Origin of the sequence: Kitasatospora sp. NPDC088264, assembly GCF_040685715.1 — a bacterium.
Taxonomy (GTDB): Bacteria; Actinomycetota; Actinomycetes; order Streptomycetales; family Streptomycetaceae; genus Kitasatospora.
Genome location: NZ_JBFBIR010000003.1, coordinates 295,768 through 311,490 on the forward strand (window position 1 = coordinate 295,768; position 15,723 = coordinate 311,490).

Here is a 15,723-nt window from a genome sequence, read left to right on the forward strand (position 1 = left end):
GTACGCGACCGGCGGGCCCCTTCTCGTACGGGCGGGCGTCAGACGGCGATGCCCGCGGCCTCGGCCAGGTCGCGCTTGACGGCTTCGAGCAGCTCGGCGGCCCGCTCGCGGGTGGCGGCGAGGTCGGCGGCGGTGGCGACCGGGAGGACGACCTCCAGGTAGCACTTGAGCTTGGGCTCGGTGCCGGACGGGCGGACCACGATGCGGGCCGAGCGGACGGCCTCGCCGGCCAGGTAGTAGCGCAGGCCGTCGGTGGGCGGCAGCTCGGCGGAGCCGGCCGACAGGTCGTCCGCGCGGGTGACCCGGAGGCCGGCCAGGACGGTCGGCGGCTGCTCGCGCAGCCGGCGCATGGCGTCGGCGATCAGCGAGAGGTCCTGCACGCGGACGGACAGCTGGTCGGTGGCGTGCAGGCCGTGCTCCAGCGCCAGGTCGTCCAGCAGGTCGGTCAGGGTGCGGCCGGAGGTCTTGAGGGTGGCGGCCAGTTCGGCGACCAGCAGGGCGGCGGTGATGCCGTCCTTGTCCCGGACGCCCTGCGGGTCGACGCAGTAGCCGAGCGCCTCCTCGTAGCCGTAGCGCAGGCCCTCGGCGCGGGAGAGCCACTTGAAGCCGGTCAGCGTCTCGGCGTAGCCCAGGCCGGCGGCCTCGGCGATCCGGCCCAGCAGGGTGGCGGAGACGATGGTGGTGGCGAAGACGCCCTCGGCCTTCTTGGCGACCAGGGCCGCGCCGAGCAGCGCGCCGACCTCGTCGCCGCGCAGCATCCGCCAGCCGGAGGTGCCGTTGCCGCTGCCGGCCGCGTTGGCGAGGGCCGGGACGGCCACCGCGCAGCGGTCGGCGTCCGGGTCGTTGGCGATCACGATGTCGGGGCCGACCGAGGCGGCGGTGCGGAAGGCGAGGTCCATCGCCCCCGGCTCCTCCGGATTGGGGAAGGCCACGGTCGGGAAGTCCGGGTCGGGCTCGGCCTGCTCGGCGACGACGGTGGGCGCCGGGAAGCCGGCCCGGCGGAAGGCGGCGACCAGGGTGTCGCGGCCGACGCCGTGCATCGGGGTGTAGACGACGTCGAGGTTGCGCGGGCTGTGCTCGTCGACGATCGAGACGGCCCGGGCCAGGTAGGCCTCGATGACGTCCTCGCCGAGCACCTCCCAGCCGTCCTCGGCGCGCGGGACGTCGTGGAGCGAGCTGATGGCGTCGATCTCGGCGGCGATCCCGGCGTCGGCCGGCGGGACGATCTGCGAGCCGTCGCCCAGGTAGACCTTGTAGCCGTTGTCCTGCGGCGGGTTGTGGCTGGCGGTCACGGTGACGCCGGCGGCCGCGCCCAGGTGGCGGACGGCGAAGGCGAGCACCGGGGTCGGCAGCGGGCGCGGCAGCAGCGCGGCGCGCAGGCCGGCGCCGACCACCACGGCGGCGGTGTCCCGGGCGAAGTCGTAGGACTTGTGGCGGGCGTCGTAGCCGATCACGACCAGGTCGCCCAGGTTCTGCTGCTTGACGTAGGCGACCAGGCCGGCGGCGGCCCGGATCACCACGGCGCGGTTCATCCGCATCGGGCCCGCGCCCAGTTCGCCGCGCAGGCCGGCGGTGCCGAACTGGAGCCGGTCGGCGAAGCGCTCGGCGAGGTCCGACCAGGCGAGCTTGCCGTCCGTCTCGGCCGCCGGGTCCTCGGCCCGGGCGAGCAGGGCCGTCAGCTCCTCGCGGGTCTGCGGGTCGGGGTCCTCGGCCAGCCAGGTTCGGGCCCGGGCGAGGAGGTCGGTGGTGGTTGCCTGCGTCATGGCTGCCTGCTCCATCGGGAAGTGCGTCGGTTGGTCGGCCGGAGGGTTCCGCAAAGAAGGGGGGTGCACATGCGGACGGGGCCCGCGGGGCGTGATCAACGGATCACGGCCGCCCGAGGGCCCCGTCGCTCATGATTGTGCGCCAGCCGGGCGTCAGATCCGCTCAAGGACCTTCGCGAGCAGCTCGCCCATGCGCTCGGCGGAGGCCTTGCCGGCCTCCAGCACCTCGGCGTGGTTGAGCGGCTCGCCGGTGATGCCGGCGGCCAGGTTGGTGACCAGCGAGATGCCGAGCACCTCGGAGCCGGCCTCGCGGGCGGCGATGGCCTCCAGGGTGGTGGACATGCCGACCAGCTCGCCGCCGATCACCCGGGCCATGTTGACCTCGGCCGGGGTCTCGTAGTGCGGGCCGCGGAACTGGACGTAGACGGCCTCGTCCAGGCTCGGGTCCACCTCGCGGCAGAGCGCGCGCAGGCGCTTGGAGTACAGGTCGGTGAGGTCGACGAAGTTGGCGCCGACGATCGGGGAGTCCGCGGTCAGGTTGATGTGGTCGCTGATCAGGACCGGCTGGCCGGGGACCCAGCCCTCGCGCAGACCGCCGCAGCCGTTGGTCAGCACGATGATGCCGCAGCCGGCCGCGGCGGCGGTGCGCACGCCGTGGACGACGGTGGCCACGCCGTGGCCCTCGTAGTAGTGGTTGCGGCCGAGGAAGATCAGGGCGCGCTTGTCGCCGATCTTCACCGAGCGGATCGTGCCGGCGTGGCCGGCGACGGCGGGGGCGGGGAAGCCCGGGAGCTCGGTGACCGGGAACTCGGCCACGGTCTCGCCCAGGGCGTCGGCGGCCGGCACCCAGCCGGAGCCCATCACCAGGGCGACGTCGTGCCGCTCGGCACCGGTCAGCTCGCGCAGGCGCTCGGCGGCGGCCTGGGCGGCGGCGTAGGGGTCGGCGGAGACGACCGACTGAGGAGATGCGTTCACGGCTCCGAGGATAGACGGGTTTCGACTACGCGCGTAGAAAATCCGGCGCGGCATGCCGGATCGTTACCCGGTTGACCCGAAAGCACAGCTCGGTGGCGTCTTTCGGGTGACGCCGCTCGTCGGTACGTACAAATCGGTGCGAGGCCGGTGCGAGGCCGGTGCGAGGCCGGTGCGAGGTCGAACCGCAGTCGGCCCGCGGGCGGTGCGGGCCGGGAGCCGGGCCCGGGTTCAGAGCCGCTTCGCGCTGCGCAGCCCCTTCGCGTACAGGCCGTTGTCGTCCAGTCGCGCGGTGCCGCCCTTGTCGCCGAAGGTCGGGCCGTCCGCCTCCTCCCGGCTGGAGATGTACCGGGGGTGGCCGTCGGTGTCCAGGCCCAGGTAGATGCCGGTGTGGTCGAGCCGGGCGCCGGTGCGGGCGTCGATCTCGAAGAACACCAGGTCGCCGGGCTGGAGCGGGTCGATCGAGGCCGGTCGCAGGGTGGTGTCGGAGCCCGGCGCGGTGGTCAGCGGCAGCACCGGGACGCCCGGGCCGACCCTGGCCAGGCCGTTGGCGCTGCGCGGCAGGCCGGGGCCGGCCACGTCCTTGGAGAGCAGCGGGTAACCGGAGCGGTAGCCGTAGACCATCCGGACGTACCCGGAGCAGTCGAAGGCGCCGTACCGCGTCCTGTCCGGCTGCTTGGCCACCTTGTCGGCGAACGTGTACGGAACGCCGAGGTAGTCGAGGAAGTCGGTCTGCTCCAGCCGCAGGTCGTTGCCCACCGAACCGTTCGGGTTGAGCGGGCCGAAGGAGGCGTCGCCCTTGAACCGCACGCCCTTGGCGTCCTTCTCCGGCGCCGCGCCGGCCAGGTACTGGGTGGCCACCGCCAGCACGTCGTCCGCGGTGGAGCCGAGCGACTGCTGGAACCAGGCGCGGAACCAGCCCTCCTGCTCGGCGCCCGGTCGCCACGGCTGCGGCATCAGCCGGACCCAGGTGTCGGTCACCACGGTGGCCGTGGTGGTGCCCGGCTCGGCGAAGGTGCGGCTCGGGCCGGCCAGGACGGCGGTGCGGGCGCTGTCGGTCAGGGTGGCGACCACGCCGCCGCGGGCGTCCCGGACCACCGTGCGGTCGGGTCCGCCCAGCCGCTCGTAGCGGTACTCGGCGGCGGTGCCCTGGGCGGGGCCGGGCACGGCGGTGGTGGTGATCAGCGGTGCGCCGCCGCCCGGGTCCGACGGCCGGTCGTGGTCGCGGTCGCGCAGCTGGACGGTGAGGTAGCCGCTGGCGGCCAGCAGAGCCACGGCGAGGCCGCCGCTGAGCAGGGACTTGCGGGTGACGGGCATCGGGGTCTTCCTGGGGGTTCCTGCGGGATTCCGGGCGAGGGTTCCTGAACGGGGGATCAGGTGCCGGGCAGGGCGCCGAGCAGGACGCCGGCGGTGAGCACCACGTAGTTGGCGAGCGTCACCGTGCTGGTGGCCATCAGGGTGGCCGCCCGGGGCTGGCGGACCAGCTGGTAGGCGATCAGGCCGGGGACGATGAACCCGAGCGTCTGGTTGGCGTACAGGGTGGGCAGTTCGCGCTGGAGGACCAGCATCACGGTGGCCTGCAGCAGCACGCCGATCAGCACCACGGCGGCGAACAGCCGCTTGCCGTACAGGATCACCAGCTTCTGGACCACCCGGGTGGCGAGGTAGGTCAGCACCGTCACGCCGATCACGATGGCCACCCGCTGGAGGTCCTCGACCAGGGTGAGGGCCAGCCAGCCGGGGGTGATCATGCCGCCGGGGGAGAGGTTGGTGGTCAGGTAGCAGACGAGCGAGAAGACCAGGCCGAGCGCGATGCCGATGGCGGCGATCTCGGGGGTGAGCTCGGTGGGGATCACTGCTGGTCTCCGTGGTGGGGGGTGTGGTGGTGGGGCTCGAACCAGGAGTCGGGGAGCGGTTCGGGGTGGTGGACGGGCCGGTACGCGGAGTCGTACACCGGCTCGGGGTAGAGCGGTTCGGGCTCGTGGTACGGGAGTTCGGGGGCGTCGGGCGCGTCCGGGGCCTCGTCGGGGGCGAGCCGGGCCAGCTCCTCCAGGAACAGTTCGCCCTGGCCGTGGATGTTGCCGACGGCCACCAGCGAGGAGTCCGGCCCGAGTTCGGCCAGCAGTTCGGCGGTGAGCCGGGCCGGGTCGCGCTTGTCGCCGCCGAGGTCGACCACCCGGCCTGACCACCCGGCCGGGATGCCGTCCCGGGCGCTCCTGGTGGGGTGGCCGATCAGGAACACGGCGTCCGGGTCGAGGTCGGGCACGATCTGGCCCATCTGGCCGTTGCGCTCCACCCGGTCCGGGCGGCAGTTGATCACCACGTTGAGCGGGCGGTGGATCGCGCCCAGGCCCTCCAGCTGGCGGACGTTCATCAGCGTGGACTCGGGGTCGTTGGCGGCGAAGACATTGGCGAAGCGCAGCCGCTTGCCGTCCTCGGTGCGGTAGCGCTCGACCGACAGCACGCCCGGGTCCGGCGGGGCCGCCCACATGCCCCGTAGCGCGGTCCGCCGCTCCACGCCGAGGAGTTCGGCGACGGCCAGGGCGATCGCCACGTTCTCCTTGAAGGTGAACCAGCTGAACCCGCGCAGCTCCTCGTCGGTGACCGACTCCGGGTCCACCACGATCAGCTCGCAGTCGCGCCGGGCCGCCTCCGCGCGCAGGATGTGCGCGCGCTCCCGCTCGGCGGTGACGCACACCCCACCGACCGGCATCGAGCGGGACAGCGAGCGGGCGACGTCGTCCAGGGTCGGGCCCATCTCGGCGAGGTGGTCCTCGCGGACGTTGCACAGCACGCCGATGGTGGAGCGGATCAGCTTGGTCTGGTTGACCTCCTGGAGCGCCGGCATGACGGCCATGCACTCGATCACCAGGGCGTCCGGCCGGTAGGTGGCGGCGCGGCGGACGATGCCGATCTGCTCGACCACGTTGGCGATGCCGAACTTGCGGTAGACCGGCTCCTCGGTGGCGTCCGGGTGGATGAACCGGGCCGCCGTGCCGGTGGTCTTGGCGACCGTCACCAGCCCGCCGCCGCGCAGCGCGCCCGCGCAGAGCCGGGTGATCGAGCTCTTGCCGCGGATGCCGTTGACCAGCACCCGGGTCGGGATCTGTTCCAGCGCGGCGAAGTGCCGGCGCTGCTCGACGATGCCGGCCACCAGCAGCACGGCGCAGCACACCAGCAGCACGACGTAGAGGAAGAGCACGGGAGGTCCTTCGGGCGGGGCTCAGCGGGCGTGCGCGGGCACGGGGACGGACTCGGGGGCGGCGGTGCGGCGGGGGCGGGCCGGCTCCTGACGGACGAGTTCCTGGCGGATCAGCTCCAGGCTCCGGGCGACGGCGCCGACCTCGTCGTGGTGGACGGGGTAGAGGACCGTCCGGCGGTCCCCGGCGGCCAGCGCCTCGGCGCTCGCCGCGAGCCGGCGCAGCGGCAGGCCGACCGCGATGAACAGCCAGCCGAGGCAGAGCGCGGCCGCGGCCAGGCCGAGCATGCCGGCCAGTACGGTCCGCCGGTCGGCCCGGTTCTCGTCCAGGTGCAGCCACGCCACCGGGTGGGCGGTGACCACCGACCAGCCCAGCTTGGCCACGCTGCCGTTGCCGCCGAGCGGGGCGGCGGCGAACAGCGCCGGGTCGCCGCCGCCGCGCAGCACCTCGGCGGCGGCCGACTTCTTCGCCTGGGCCAGCAGGGCCCTGGCACGGCCCTCGGGCAGCTCGCCGAAGGAGCTGTAGCCCTCGTTGGCGGCGAGCACCCGCTGCCGTTCGTCGACCAGCCAGACCCGGCCGAGACCGGGGCGGACCAGCAGCCCGCTGAGGAAGTCCGTCTTGAACTCGCCGATCAGCACGGGCCCCGGCGGCTCGGCGGCGCCCTCCGCCTCCGCGTCGGCGGGGGCGGCGGTGAGGGCCGCGCGGGCGGCGATCCTGGGCTCCCGGCCGGAACTGTTGAGCAGCAGCACGCCGCTCGCGCCGAGGGCCTGCGGGCCGGTGCGGTGCGGGGTGTCGCCGGCGCGCGCGAGGACCTCGCCGTTCGCGCCGAGGACGTACAGCGCGCGGTAGCGGTCGTGCTCGGCGAGGGTGGCGCGCAGCAGGGCGTCGGCCTTGCCGACGGAGGCGCCGGCGAGTTCGGGGGCGAGCGAACGCAGGTCCGCGTAACCCTCGTTGAGCGCCTGGCGGATCCGGTCGGCGGCGGTGTCGGTGCGGTCGCGCTGGCCCGCCACCACCTGGGTGGGGACCCGTACGGTCGGGTCGTTGCCGCCCAGGAACAGCAGCGGGCCGGACCAGCCGAGCACCAGGACGGCGCACAGCGCCAGCGGCAGCGCGGTGCCGGGGCGGCGCTTCGGCGCGGCGGGGGCCGGCGGGCGGGCCGGGTCGAGGAGTTGCAGCCGCAGCTCCTCCAGGGCGCGGGCGATCCGGCCGGCCTCCCCCCGTTTCGGGCCGCGGACCGGCAGGTCGAGCCGTTCGCCGCGGGTGAGCCGGCGGGACTCCAGGAACAGCCGCAGCAGCGGCCGCTGGAGGCTGCGGCTCAGGTACCACGCGAGCAGCAGGGCCAGGGCGAGCAGCGCGCCGGCGGCGGCCAGGCCGAGCGCGGGGTGGCGCAGGCTGCCGGGCTTGCCGTCGACGGTGCTGGTGGAGACCACGGTCAGGCCGAGCGGGGCGGCCGGGTCGTGCCCGCCCGCGGTGCCGACGGCGGCGTAGCCGGCGACCCGGCGCACGCCCTTGGCGTCCGGGCTGCCGGACAGGCTGCCGGCGGCCGTCCCGCCGGGCGCCGGGCGTTCGCGGGCGGCGCGCTCCCGGGCACCGGTGACCACGGCGCGGTCGGCCTCGGCGCCGAGTTCGGCGCCGGTGCTGTCCAGGACGGCGCCGGCGGCGTCGAGGACCTGGATGGTCTGTTCCTTGCGGGTCGCGATGCCGGGCAGCCGCAGGTTGTCGGAGGCGACCAGCAGGGCGCGGCCGTCGGCCTTGGTGGCGACCAGGGCGAAGGTGAGCAGCCGGGTGCCGGCGGCGGAGGGCACCAGGACGGGCGCGGGCGCGGTGTCGGTGACCCGGCTGAGGTCGAGGCCGGCCAGCGGCACGGTCTCGCCGCGGGCGGCGAGCAGCCGGCCGGTGTCGGGGCGGACCACCACCGTGCCGCGCCACTTGTGGTACGCCTGGCCGAGTGCGGACAGCACCGCGGTCGGCTCGGCGGGCGCGGCGTCGTAGCGGGCGGCGGCCCGGCGCAGGTCGGTGGCGCTCTCGTGCAGCCCGGCGCGCAGCGAGGCCGCGGTGTCCTCGGCGGCGTACTGGTGGGACTCCCGGACGGCCTGCGGGGTGTCGTCGACGCGCAGCCCGCCGACGGCGAGCGCGGTGATGGCGGCGACGGCGAGCAGCAGCACCAGCAGCAGCGCGATGGGCGGGCGGATGCCTCCCAGCAGCGGCATGTCGGCCCGGCGGCGATAGCGGTGCTGTCGCGGCGGGTTGGGTGCCGTGCTCACGGGGCCTCGTTCTTCTCGGGGCTCGGCGCACCTGTCCCCGGGAGGTCCGCCGGCCTTCTCGTCGGTCAAGCGCTGATCAAGAGTCGGTCAAGCCGGAACAGCGTACGAAGGAGATTTCGAAAAGTTGTCACGTTCCGGTGTCGATCGGATGCCGCTTCGGGATCTCTTTCCGTGGACCGGGCGTGGTGCGCGGCCCCAGGTGGCCCCCGGCGGTCCTCGGCGGGCGGCACGGTAGGTTCGACGGCCATGGAGACTCGGGGTTCGCGACGCCCGTTGCTGCTGTCGGCGGCGGTGCTGCTGGTGCTGGCGGCGCTCGCGGCGGTGCTGACGCTGGCCGTGCGCGGCTCCGACGGGCGGCCGTCGGCGGCGGGCGCCGCGGCGGGCCGGAGCGGACCGACCGGGCCCGCCCCGGTGGACCTGGCGGCCCTGGTCGACGGGTACACCGCCGGGTTCACCCCGGGCGGCCCGTACACCGCGCCGGACGCCGGGCAGCGCCGGGCGATCGCCGACGGTGTGCTCGGCGCGCTGGACGGGCAGGCCGAGCAGGCCGGGCGCTCACTGGCGCGGGTCGGCTACCGGCTCACCGAGTTCACCGAGGCGGCGACCGGCCGCCGGGTGGCGGAGATCGCCGACGGCGCGGACGCCGACGGCACGGACGCCGGGAGCCGCGGCTGGGGCCGGGTCTACCTGGACCTCTCGGCCCGGGCGGGCTGGTCCGTGCAGGTGCCCCACCCGGTCTCGGACGCCCGTACCGAGGCGCTCGGGGTGGACCTCTTCCGGGCCGAGCCGGGCGGGGTGCTGGTGCTCGCCGGGGCGCACCGCCGGGCCGGGGCGGACGGCGCCTCGGACGTCGCGCACCGCGCCGACACGGTCTTCGCGGCGGTGGTCGAGGCGCTCACCGGGCGCGGCCTGCCCGGCATCCAGGTGCACGGCTTCGACGAGGGCAGCCTGCCCGGGCAGGACGCGGTGGTCTCCAGCGGCGCCGGCCAGCCGGGCCCGGCCGCCGAGCTGACCGCCACCGGGCTGGGCAGGGCCGGGTACGCGGCCTGTCGGGCCTGGCGGGAGAAGTGCGGGCAGCTCGGGGGCACCACCAACGTCGAGGGCCGGTTCGCGGCCGGGCTCGGCGTGCCGTGGCTGCACGTCGAGCTGGGCAACGGGCTGCGCACCGAGCCGGCCCGCCGTGCGGAGGTGGCCGGGGTGCTGGCGCAGACGGTCCGCGGCTGGGCTGCGGGCCGGAGCTAGTGGGGCCAGGGGCTAGCAGGGGCGGCGGCGCAGGTCCATCACGTAGTCGTGCGGGGCGCCGGCGCTCTCCGCGGCGTCGGCGACCAGGCCGAGGTAGCGGGCCGCGGGCAGGCCGCCCTCGTAGTCGTTGAGCACGTACGTCCAGACCGGGGTGTCGCCGTCCAGGGTCTGCGCGCGCAGTTTGATCTTGCGGTAGATGCCGAGCTGGACGCCCTCCCAGCGGTCCAGGCCCTCCTCGTCCATCGGCGCGACGTCGTACAACGAGACGAAGACCCGGTCCTTGCCGTCCTCGACGACGGTGGCCAACGAGCCCTCCCAGCCGAGCTGTTCACCGCCGAAGGTGAGCCGCCAGCCGTCCAGCCACCCGGTGCCGCGCAGTGGTGAGTGCGGGGCGCGGCGGGTCATCTGCCGTGCATCGAGGTTGGTGGCATACGCGGCGTAAAGGGGCATGAGGGGAAGACTAGCCCGGCCGGTGGACGGTCCGTGGCGACTGGGCGATCGCACAGAAGCCCGGACCCCGGCGTGGCGGCGCTCCCGGCGTGCGGGACAATGGTGCACGTGACTCGGATCGTGATCATCGGTGGCGGACCCGGCGGCTACGAGGCTGCGCTGGTGGCCGCGCAGCTCGGCGCGGAGGTGACCGTCGTCGACCGCGACGGTCTGGGCGGATCGGCGGTGCTCACCGACTGCGTGCCGTCGAAGACCCTGATCGCGACCGCGGAGGTGATGACCACCTTCGACAGCTCGTACGAGGAGCTGGGCATCACCGTCGCGCAGGACGAGGCCGCGGACGCGGCCAAGGTCATCGGCGTGGACCTGGGCAAGGTCAACCGCCGTGTGAAGCGACTGGCGATCGCGCAGTCCCACGACATCACCCAGTCGGTCACCCGGGCCGGGGTCACCGTGCTGCGCGGCCGCGGCCGGCTCGGCGGCGGCGGGCAGGCGGTGGACGGCTCCCGCGAGGTGCTGGTGGACGCGCCGGACGGCACCGTCCAGTCGCTGCGCGCCGACGCGGTGCTGATCGCCACCGGCGCCCACCCCCGCGAGCTGCCGGACGCCCAGCCGGACGGCGAGCGGATCCTCACCTGGACCCAGGTGTACGACCTGGAGGAGCTGCCCCGCGAGCTGATCGTGGTCGGCTCCGGTGTGACCGGCGCGGAGTTCGCGGGTGCCTACCAGGCGCTCGGCTCCAAGGTCACCCTGGTCTCCAGCCGTGACCGGGTGCTGCCGGGCGAGGACCCGGACGCCGCCGAGGTGCTGGAGGACGTCTTCCGCCGCCGCGGCATGAACGTGATGGGCCGCTCGCGCGCCGAGAGCGTCAAGCGGATCGGCGACCGGGTCGAGGTGGCCCTCGCCGACGGCAAGGTGATCGAGGGCACGCACTGCCTGATGGCGGTCGGCTCGATCCCCAACACCGCGGAGATGGGCCTGGAGGAGGCCGGGGTCAAGCTCAACGACTGGGGCCAGATCCAGGTCGACCGGGTCTCCCGCACCAGCGCCCCGGGCGTCTACGCGGCCGGCGACTGCACCGGCGTCTTCATGCTCGCCTCGGTGGCGGCCATGCAGGGCCGGATCGCGATGTACCACGCGCTCGGCGACGCGGTGCAGCCGCTGAACCTGAAGACCGTCGCCTCCAACGTCTTCACCGACCCGGAGATCGCCACCGTCGGCTACACCGCGGCCGATGTGGAGTGCGGCAAGATGGACGCGGTCGTGGTCAAGCTGCCGCTGCGCGGCAACCCGCGGGCGAAGATGCAGGGCATCCGGGACGGCTTCGTGAAGCTGTTCTGCCGCCCGGGCACCGGCATCGTGGTGGGCGGCGTGGTCGTCGCCCCGCGGGCCAGCGAGCTCATCCACCCGATCGCGCTCGCGGTGGACGCCAATCTGACCGTCGAACAGGTGGCCAGCGCCTTCACCGTCTACCCGTCGGTCTCCGGCTCGACCGCCGAGGCCGCCCGGCAGCTGCACATCCGCAAGCGGGTCGAGGGCGAATCCTGAACCTCCGGCGCACAGTTGAGGGCGGCTGCCGATCGGCGGCCGCCCTTCGCGCAGGAGTGATCGTCACCCGGACGGCGGGCGCGGCCCCGGGCTGCTGACGGCGCGTATTGTACGGTCACGCGCCGCTCTTGCGTGAGCAATTCCAGCTACTAGCTGCAAACGCCTGAAAGCAGACGGTCACGCACGTTACCGTCGGTTCTGTGTTTGCAGCAGAACGTCGCCAGTTGATCCTCGAAATGGTGCGCGCCAACGGAGCGGTCTCGCTCCGGGAGTTGGCCCGCGTCGTCCAGACCTCCGAAGTGACCGTGCGCCGCGACGTACGGGCCCTGGAGGCAGAAGGGCTCCTCGACCGCCGGCACGGCGGCGCGGTGCTCCCCGGCGGCTTCAGCCGCGAACCCGGCTACCCGCAGAAGACCCACCTCTCCGCGGCGGAGAAGAGCGCCATCGCGGACCTCGCCGCCGGCCTGGTGGAGGAGGGGGACGCGGTGGTGGTCGGCGCCGGCACCACCACCCAGGAGCTGGCCCGCAGGCTGGCCAGGGTGCCCGGCCTCACCGTGGTCACCAACTCGCTGCTGGTCGCCCAGGCGCTGGCGCACGCCAACCGGGTGGAGGTGGTGATGACCGGCGGCACCCTGCGGGGTTCCAACTACGCGCTGGTCGGCAGCGGTGCCGAGCAGTCCCTGCACGGGCTGAGGGTCTCCAAGGCCTTCATCTCCGGCAGCGGGCTGACCGCGGAGCGGGGCCTGTCCACCGCCAACATGCTGTCCGCGAGCGTGGACCGGGCGCTGGTGCAGTCGGCCAACGAGGTCATCGTCCTCGCCGACCACACCAAGCTCGGCGCGGACTCCATGTTCCAGACCGTGCCCACCGAGAACATCACCCGGCTGGTCACGGACGAGCAGGCGACCGCCGACGACGGCACCGCCCGGGAACTCGACGCGATCGCCGACTGCGGGGTGCAGATCGACCTGGCGCCGCTCGGCGCCGCCCCCACCGGGGACGCCCCGGTGCACGGCACCGGCAGCGGGCCCGTCCACCAGACCCAGCCCGGCCCGCTGGCGCGCCGGCCCGCCCCGCCCCCCGGCGGCGCCCCGCTGCCCGGCCAGCGCCGGCCGGGCGCGCACGGCGGTCCGGCCGGGCCGGGCGGCATGCCGACCCGGCTGGCCGAGCTGGGCCTCCCGCGCGGGCGCTGAGGGCCCGTACAGCCGCGCGAACGCGGCCGGCCCGCACCCCCCGAGGGGGTACGGGCCGGCCGGTGCTCCAGGGAGCGTGTCAGTCCTTGATCTCGCACAGCGCGGCGCCGCTGCTGACGCTCGCGCCCACCTCGGCCTTGAGGCCGACGACGGTGCCCGCCTTGTGCGCGTTCAGCGGCTGCTCCATCTTCATCGCCTCCAGGACCACGATCAGCTCGCCCTCGGCGACGACCTGGCCCTCCTCGACGGCGACCTTGACGATGGTGCCCTGCATCGGCGAGGCCAGGGTGTCACCGCTGACGGCCGAACCGGCCTTCTTGGCGCCCACCCGGCGCTTGGCCTTCGCGGCACCCGCGGCACCGGCCGCCGGGGCCGCCGAGACGCCCAGCGAGGACGGCAGCGAGACCTCGATCCGCTTGCCGCCGACCTCGACCACGACGGTCTCGCGGCCCTCGGCCTCCTCGCCGTCGCCGGCCGCGCCCGCGAACGGCGGGATGGTGTTGTCGAACTCGGTCTCGATCCAGCGGGTGTAGATCGTGAACGGGCCCTCGCCGCCGTGCACCTCGGGCGCGAACGCCGGGTCGGTGACGACCGCCTGGTGGAACGGGATGGCGGTGGCCATGCCCTCCACCTTGAACTCGTTCAGCGCGCGGCGGGCCCGCTCCAGGGCCTGCTTGCGGTCCCGGCCGGAGACGATCAGCTTGGCCAGCAGGGAGTCCCAGGCCGGGCCGATGACCGAGCCGGTCTCCACGCCGGAGTCCAGCCGGACACCCGGGCCGGACGGCGGCGCGAACAGCGTCACGGTGCCGGGCGCGGGCAGGAAGCCCCGGCCCGGGTCCTCGCCGTTGATGCGGAACTCGAACGAGTGGCCGCGCACCTCGGGGTCGCCGTAGCCCAGTTCCTCGCCGTCGGCGATCCGGAACATCTCGCGGACCAGGTCGAGTCCGGTGACCTCCTCGGTGACCGGGTGCTCGACCTGCAGCCGGGTGTTGACCTCCAGGAAGGAGATCGTGCCGTCCAGCGCCACCAGGAACTCGCAGGTCCCGGCGCCCTCGTAGCCGGCCTCCTTCAGGATGGCCTTGGACGCCCGGTACAGCTCGGCGTTCTGCTCGGCGGTCAGGAACGGCGCGGGCGCCTCCTCGACCAGCTTCTGGTGCCGGCGCTGGAGCGAGCAGTCACGGGTGGAGACGACCACCACGTTGCCGTGCTTGTCCGCGAGGCACTGGGTCTCCACGTGCCGCGGGTTGTCCAGGTAGCGCTCGACGAAGCACTCGCCGCGGCCGAAGGCGGCGACGGCCTCGCGCACCGCGGACTCGTACAGCTCCGGGATCTCCTCCAGCGTGCGGGCGACCTTGAGGCCGCGGCCGCCGCCGCCGAAGGCCGCCTTGATGGCGACCGGAAGGCCGTGCTCCCGGGCGAACACGACCACCTCGTCGGCACCCGAGACCGGGTCCGGGGTGCCGGCGACCAGCGGCGCGCCGGCGCGCTGCGCCACGTGCCGGGCCGTGACCTTGTCACCGAGGTCGCGGATGGCCTGCGGGGGCGGGCCGATCCAGGTCAGGCCCGCGTCGAGGACGGCCTGGGCGAAGTCGGCGTTCTCCGACAGGAACCCGTAGCCGGGGTGGATGGCGTCGGCCCCGGAGTCCGCCGCGGCCTTCAGGACCTTGGCGATGTCCAGGTAACTGGTGCCGGGGGTGTCTCCACCCAGCGCGTAAGCCTCGTCGGCCGCGCGGACGTGCAGCGCATCCCGGTCCGGCTCGGCGTAGACGGCGACGCTGGCGATACCGGCGTCCGAGCAGGCCCGGGCGACGCGGACGGCGATTTCCCCGCGGTTGGCGATGAGCACCTTGCGCACTGTGGCTCCCTTCTTGAACCTGGTCGAGTTTATGGATTCCTGGGCGGTACCGGCGAGTAGCCCCAGGTTGTGAACTATCCCACACGGACGGTGATGAATTTCCGGGGCCCGTCGGCCGCCCGTCCGGTGACGCCGCAGGTCGCGGCCGGTGCGGTCGAACCGGCCGGATCCACAGCGGGTGACCGGGCGTTGTCCGGTCCCCCGGTGGCATCGGACACACTCTCGCGCGGGCGGCTCAAAGGACGGTGGAACGGGCGGCGGGGCGCCGCGGTCCCGCGGGCCCGGCCGTCAGGCCCAGAGGTCGACCAGCCGGACGTCCAGGTCGGCGAGCAGGGCGCGCAGCAGCGGCAGCGAGAGGCCGATGACGTTGCCCGGGTCACCGTCGATGCCCTCGATGAACGGCGCCGAGCGCCCGTCCAGGGTGAACGCCCCGGCGACGTGCAGGGGCTCGCCGGAGGCCACGTAGGCGGCGATCTCGGCGTCGTCCGGGGTGCCGAAGCGGACGGTGGTGGACGCGGTCGCCGAGGACTGCCGGCCGGTCGCGGTGTCGATCACGCAGTGGCCGGTGCGCAGCACCCCGGCACGACCGTGCATCGACTGCCAGCGGGCGAGCGCCTCGGTGGCGTCGGCGGGCTTGCCGAGGGCCTGGCCGTCCAGCTCCAGGACGGAGTCGCAGCCGATCACCAGCTCGCCGCCGGTCAGTTCGGCGGCGACCGCCTTCGCCTTCGCCTCGGCCAGCACCAGGGCGAGTTCGGCCGGGGTGGCGGCGCTGATCGCGTCCTCGTCGACGCCGCTGACCACCACGCGCGGGTCGAGGCCCGCTTGGCGCAGCAGTCCGAGGCGGGCGGGGGAGGCGGAGGCGAGGACGAGGATGCGCTGGTCGGTCATGCCCCTCAGGGTAGGGGGTGCCGGTGTCCGCCGTTCGGGTGAACGACGGCCACCGCAGTCGGATCAGCGGCGGTCACAGCAGGAGGAGGACGGCGGCCACCATCGCGAGGGCGGCGAGCACCCGGCCGGCCCGGTGCAGCCGCTCCATCATCCGGCGGGCCTCCGGGGAGGGCTCGTCGCGGGGGTCTGACCAGAGCACACGTCCAGGGTGCGCCGCGCCCGGCCCCGGGCGCCTGAGTATCCGTACTCAGCTTTCGGGCAATCCGGGCGGACGGGCCCGAACGGGTGCGGAGTGGGGGGGGGGGGGGGGGCGCGGCGCCCCCCCCCACCCCCCCGGCAGGCCAGCCC

The 15,723-nt window shown here is 74.5% G+C and carries 13 protein-coding genes; 3 read left to right on the forward strand and 10 right to left on the reverse strand.

Translation table 11 applies throughout. From position 1 onward, the window contains the following. Positions 1-38: 38 nt before the first annotated feature. The 6 genes from AB0O82_RS04960 to AB0O82_RS04985 all read right to left on the reverse strand — a co-directional run bounded on the left by AB0O82_RS04960 (position 39) and on the right by AB0O82_RS04985 (position 8,199). Positions 39-1,763 carry a phospho-sugar mutase gene (locus AB0O82_RS04960; RefSeq protein ID WP_363580267.1) on the reverse strand — a complete coding sequence of 575 codons (1,725 nt, stop codon included), beginning with the start codon at positions 1,761-1,763 and terminating at the stop codon, positions 39-41. 153 nt (positions 1,764-1,916) lie between these two features. Beyond that, positions 1,917-2,738 (reverse strand): purine-nucleoside phosphorylase, encoded by an 822-nt coding sequence (locus AB0O82_RS04965; protein WP_350877297.1) that lies wholly within the window; start codon positions 2,736-2,738, stop codon positions 1,917-1,919. A gap of 228 nt (positions 2,739-2,966) precedes the next feature. Then, the gene (locus AB0O82_RS04970; protein ID WP_363580270.1) at positions 2,967-4,052 is read right to left on the reverse strand and encodes an NlpC/P60 family protein; all 1,086 of its coding nucleotides are present in this window, start codon (positions 4,050-4,052) and stop codon (positions 2,967-2,969) included. Between the two features lie 56 nt (positions 4,053-4,108). Further along, positions 4,109-4,591, reverse strand: a complete 483-nt coding sequence (locus AB0O82_RS04975; protein WP_063349074.1) for a poly-gamma-glutamate biosynthesis protein PgsC/CapC — start codon at positions 4,589-4,591, stop codon at positions 4,109-4,111. Next, positions 4,588-5,937, reverse strand: coding sequence for a poly-gamma-glutamate synthase PgsB (pgsB, locus tag AB0O82_RS04980; protein WP_363580272.1), 1,350 nt, complete (start codon positions 5,935-5,937; stop codon positions 4,588-4,590). Before pgsB ends, AB0O82_RS04975 begins: the two co-directional genes overlap by 4 nt. A gap of 21 nt (positions 5,938-5,958) precedes the next feature. Next, entirely contained in the window at positions 5,959-8,199 is a 2,241-nt protein-coding gene (locus AB0O82_RS04985) for a HAMP domain-containing protein (RefSeq protein ID WP_363580274.1), read from the reverse strand. Positions 8,200-8,445: 246 nt separating this feature from the next. Here AB0O82_RS04985 and AB0O82_RS04990 point away from each other — a divergent pair, with 246 nt between their 5' ends. Continuing rightward, on the forward strand, positions 8,446-9,441 hold the full coding sequence (locus AB0O82_RS04990; RefSeq protein WP_363580276.1) for a hypothetical protein: 996 nt from the start codon (positions 8,446-8,448) through the stop codon (positions 9,439-9,441). 12 nt (positions 9,442-9,453) lie between these two features. On the opposite strand, the gene AB0O82_RS04995 is transcribed toward AB0O82_RS04990, so the two are convergent. Next, positions 9,454-9,891, reverse strand: a complete 438-nt coding sequence (locus AB0O82_RS04995; protein ID WP_363580278.1) for a gamma-glutamylcyclotransferase — start codon at positions 9,889-9,891, stop codon at positions 9,454-9,456. Positions 9,892-9,990: 99 nt separating this feature from the next. Between AB0O82_RS04995 and AB0O82_RS05000 the strand changes: the two genes are divergently transcribed. Further along, on the forward strand, positions 9,991-11,439 hold the full coding sequence (locus AB0O82_RS05000) for an NAD(P)H-quinone dehydrogenase (RefSeq protein WP_350877308.1): 1,449 nt from the start codon (positions 9,991-9,993) through the stop codon (positions 11,437-11,439). Between the two features lie 200 nt (positions 11,440-11,639). Further along, positions 11,640-12,632 (forward strand): DeoR/GlpR family DNA-binding transcription regulator, encoded by a 993-nt coding sequence (locus AB0O82_RS05005; protein ID WP_363580280.1) that lies wholly within the window; start codon positions 11,640-11,642, stop codon positions 12,630-12,632. Between the two features lie 79 nt (positions 12,633-12,711). On the opposite strand, the gene AB0O82_RS05010 is transcribed toward AB0O82_RS05005, so the two are convergent. From AB0O82_RS05010 to AB0O82_RS05020, 3 genes are all read right to left on the reverse strand, one after another. Next, complete coding sequence (locus tag AB0O82_RS05010; protein WP_363580282.1) at positions 12,712-14,487, reverse strand: biotin carboxylase N-terminal domain-containing protein; 1,776 nt, start codon at positions 14,485-14,487, stop codon at positions 12,712-12,714. 288 nt (positions 14,488-14,775) lie between these two features. Then, the gene (locus AB0O82_RS05015) at positions 14,776-15,375 is read right to left on the reverse strand and encodes a nucleoside triphosphate pyrophosphatase (protein WP_363580284.1); all 600 of its coding nucleotides are present in this window, start codon (positions 15,373-15,375) and stop codon (positions 14,776-14,778) included. Between the two features lie 73 nt (positions 15,376-15,448). Beyond that, the gene (locus AB0O82_RS05020) at positions 15,449-15,574 is read right to left on the reverse strand and encodes a hypothetical protein (RefSeq protein WP_279634918.1); all 126 of its coding nucleotides are present in this window, start codon (positions 15,572-15,574) and stop codon (positions 15,449-15,451) included. Positions 15,575-15,723: the final 149 nt, after the last annotated feature.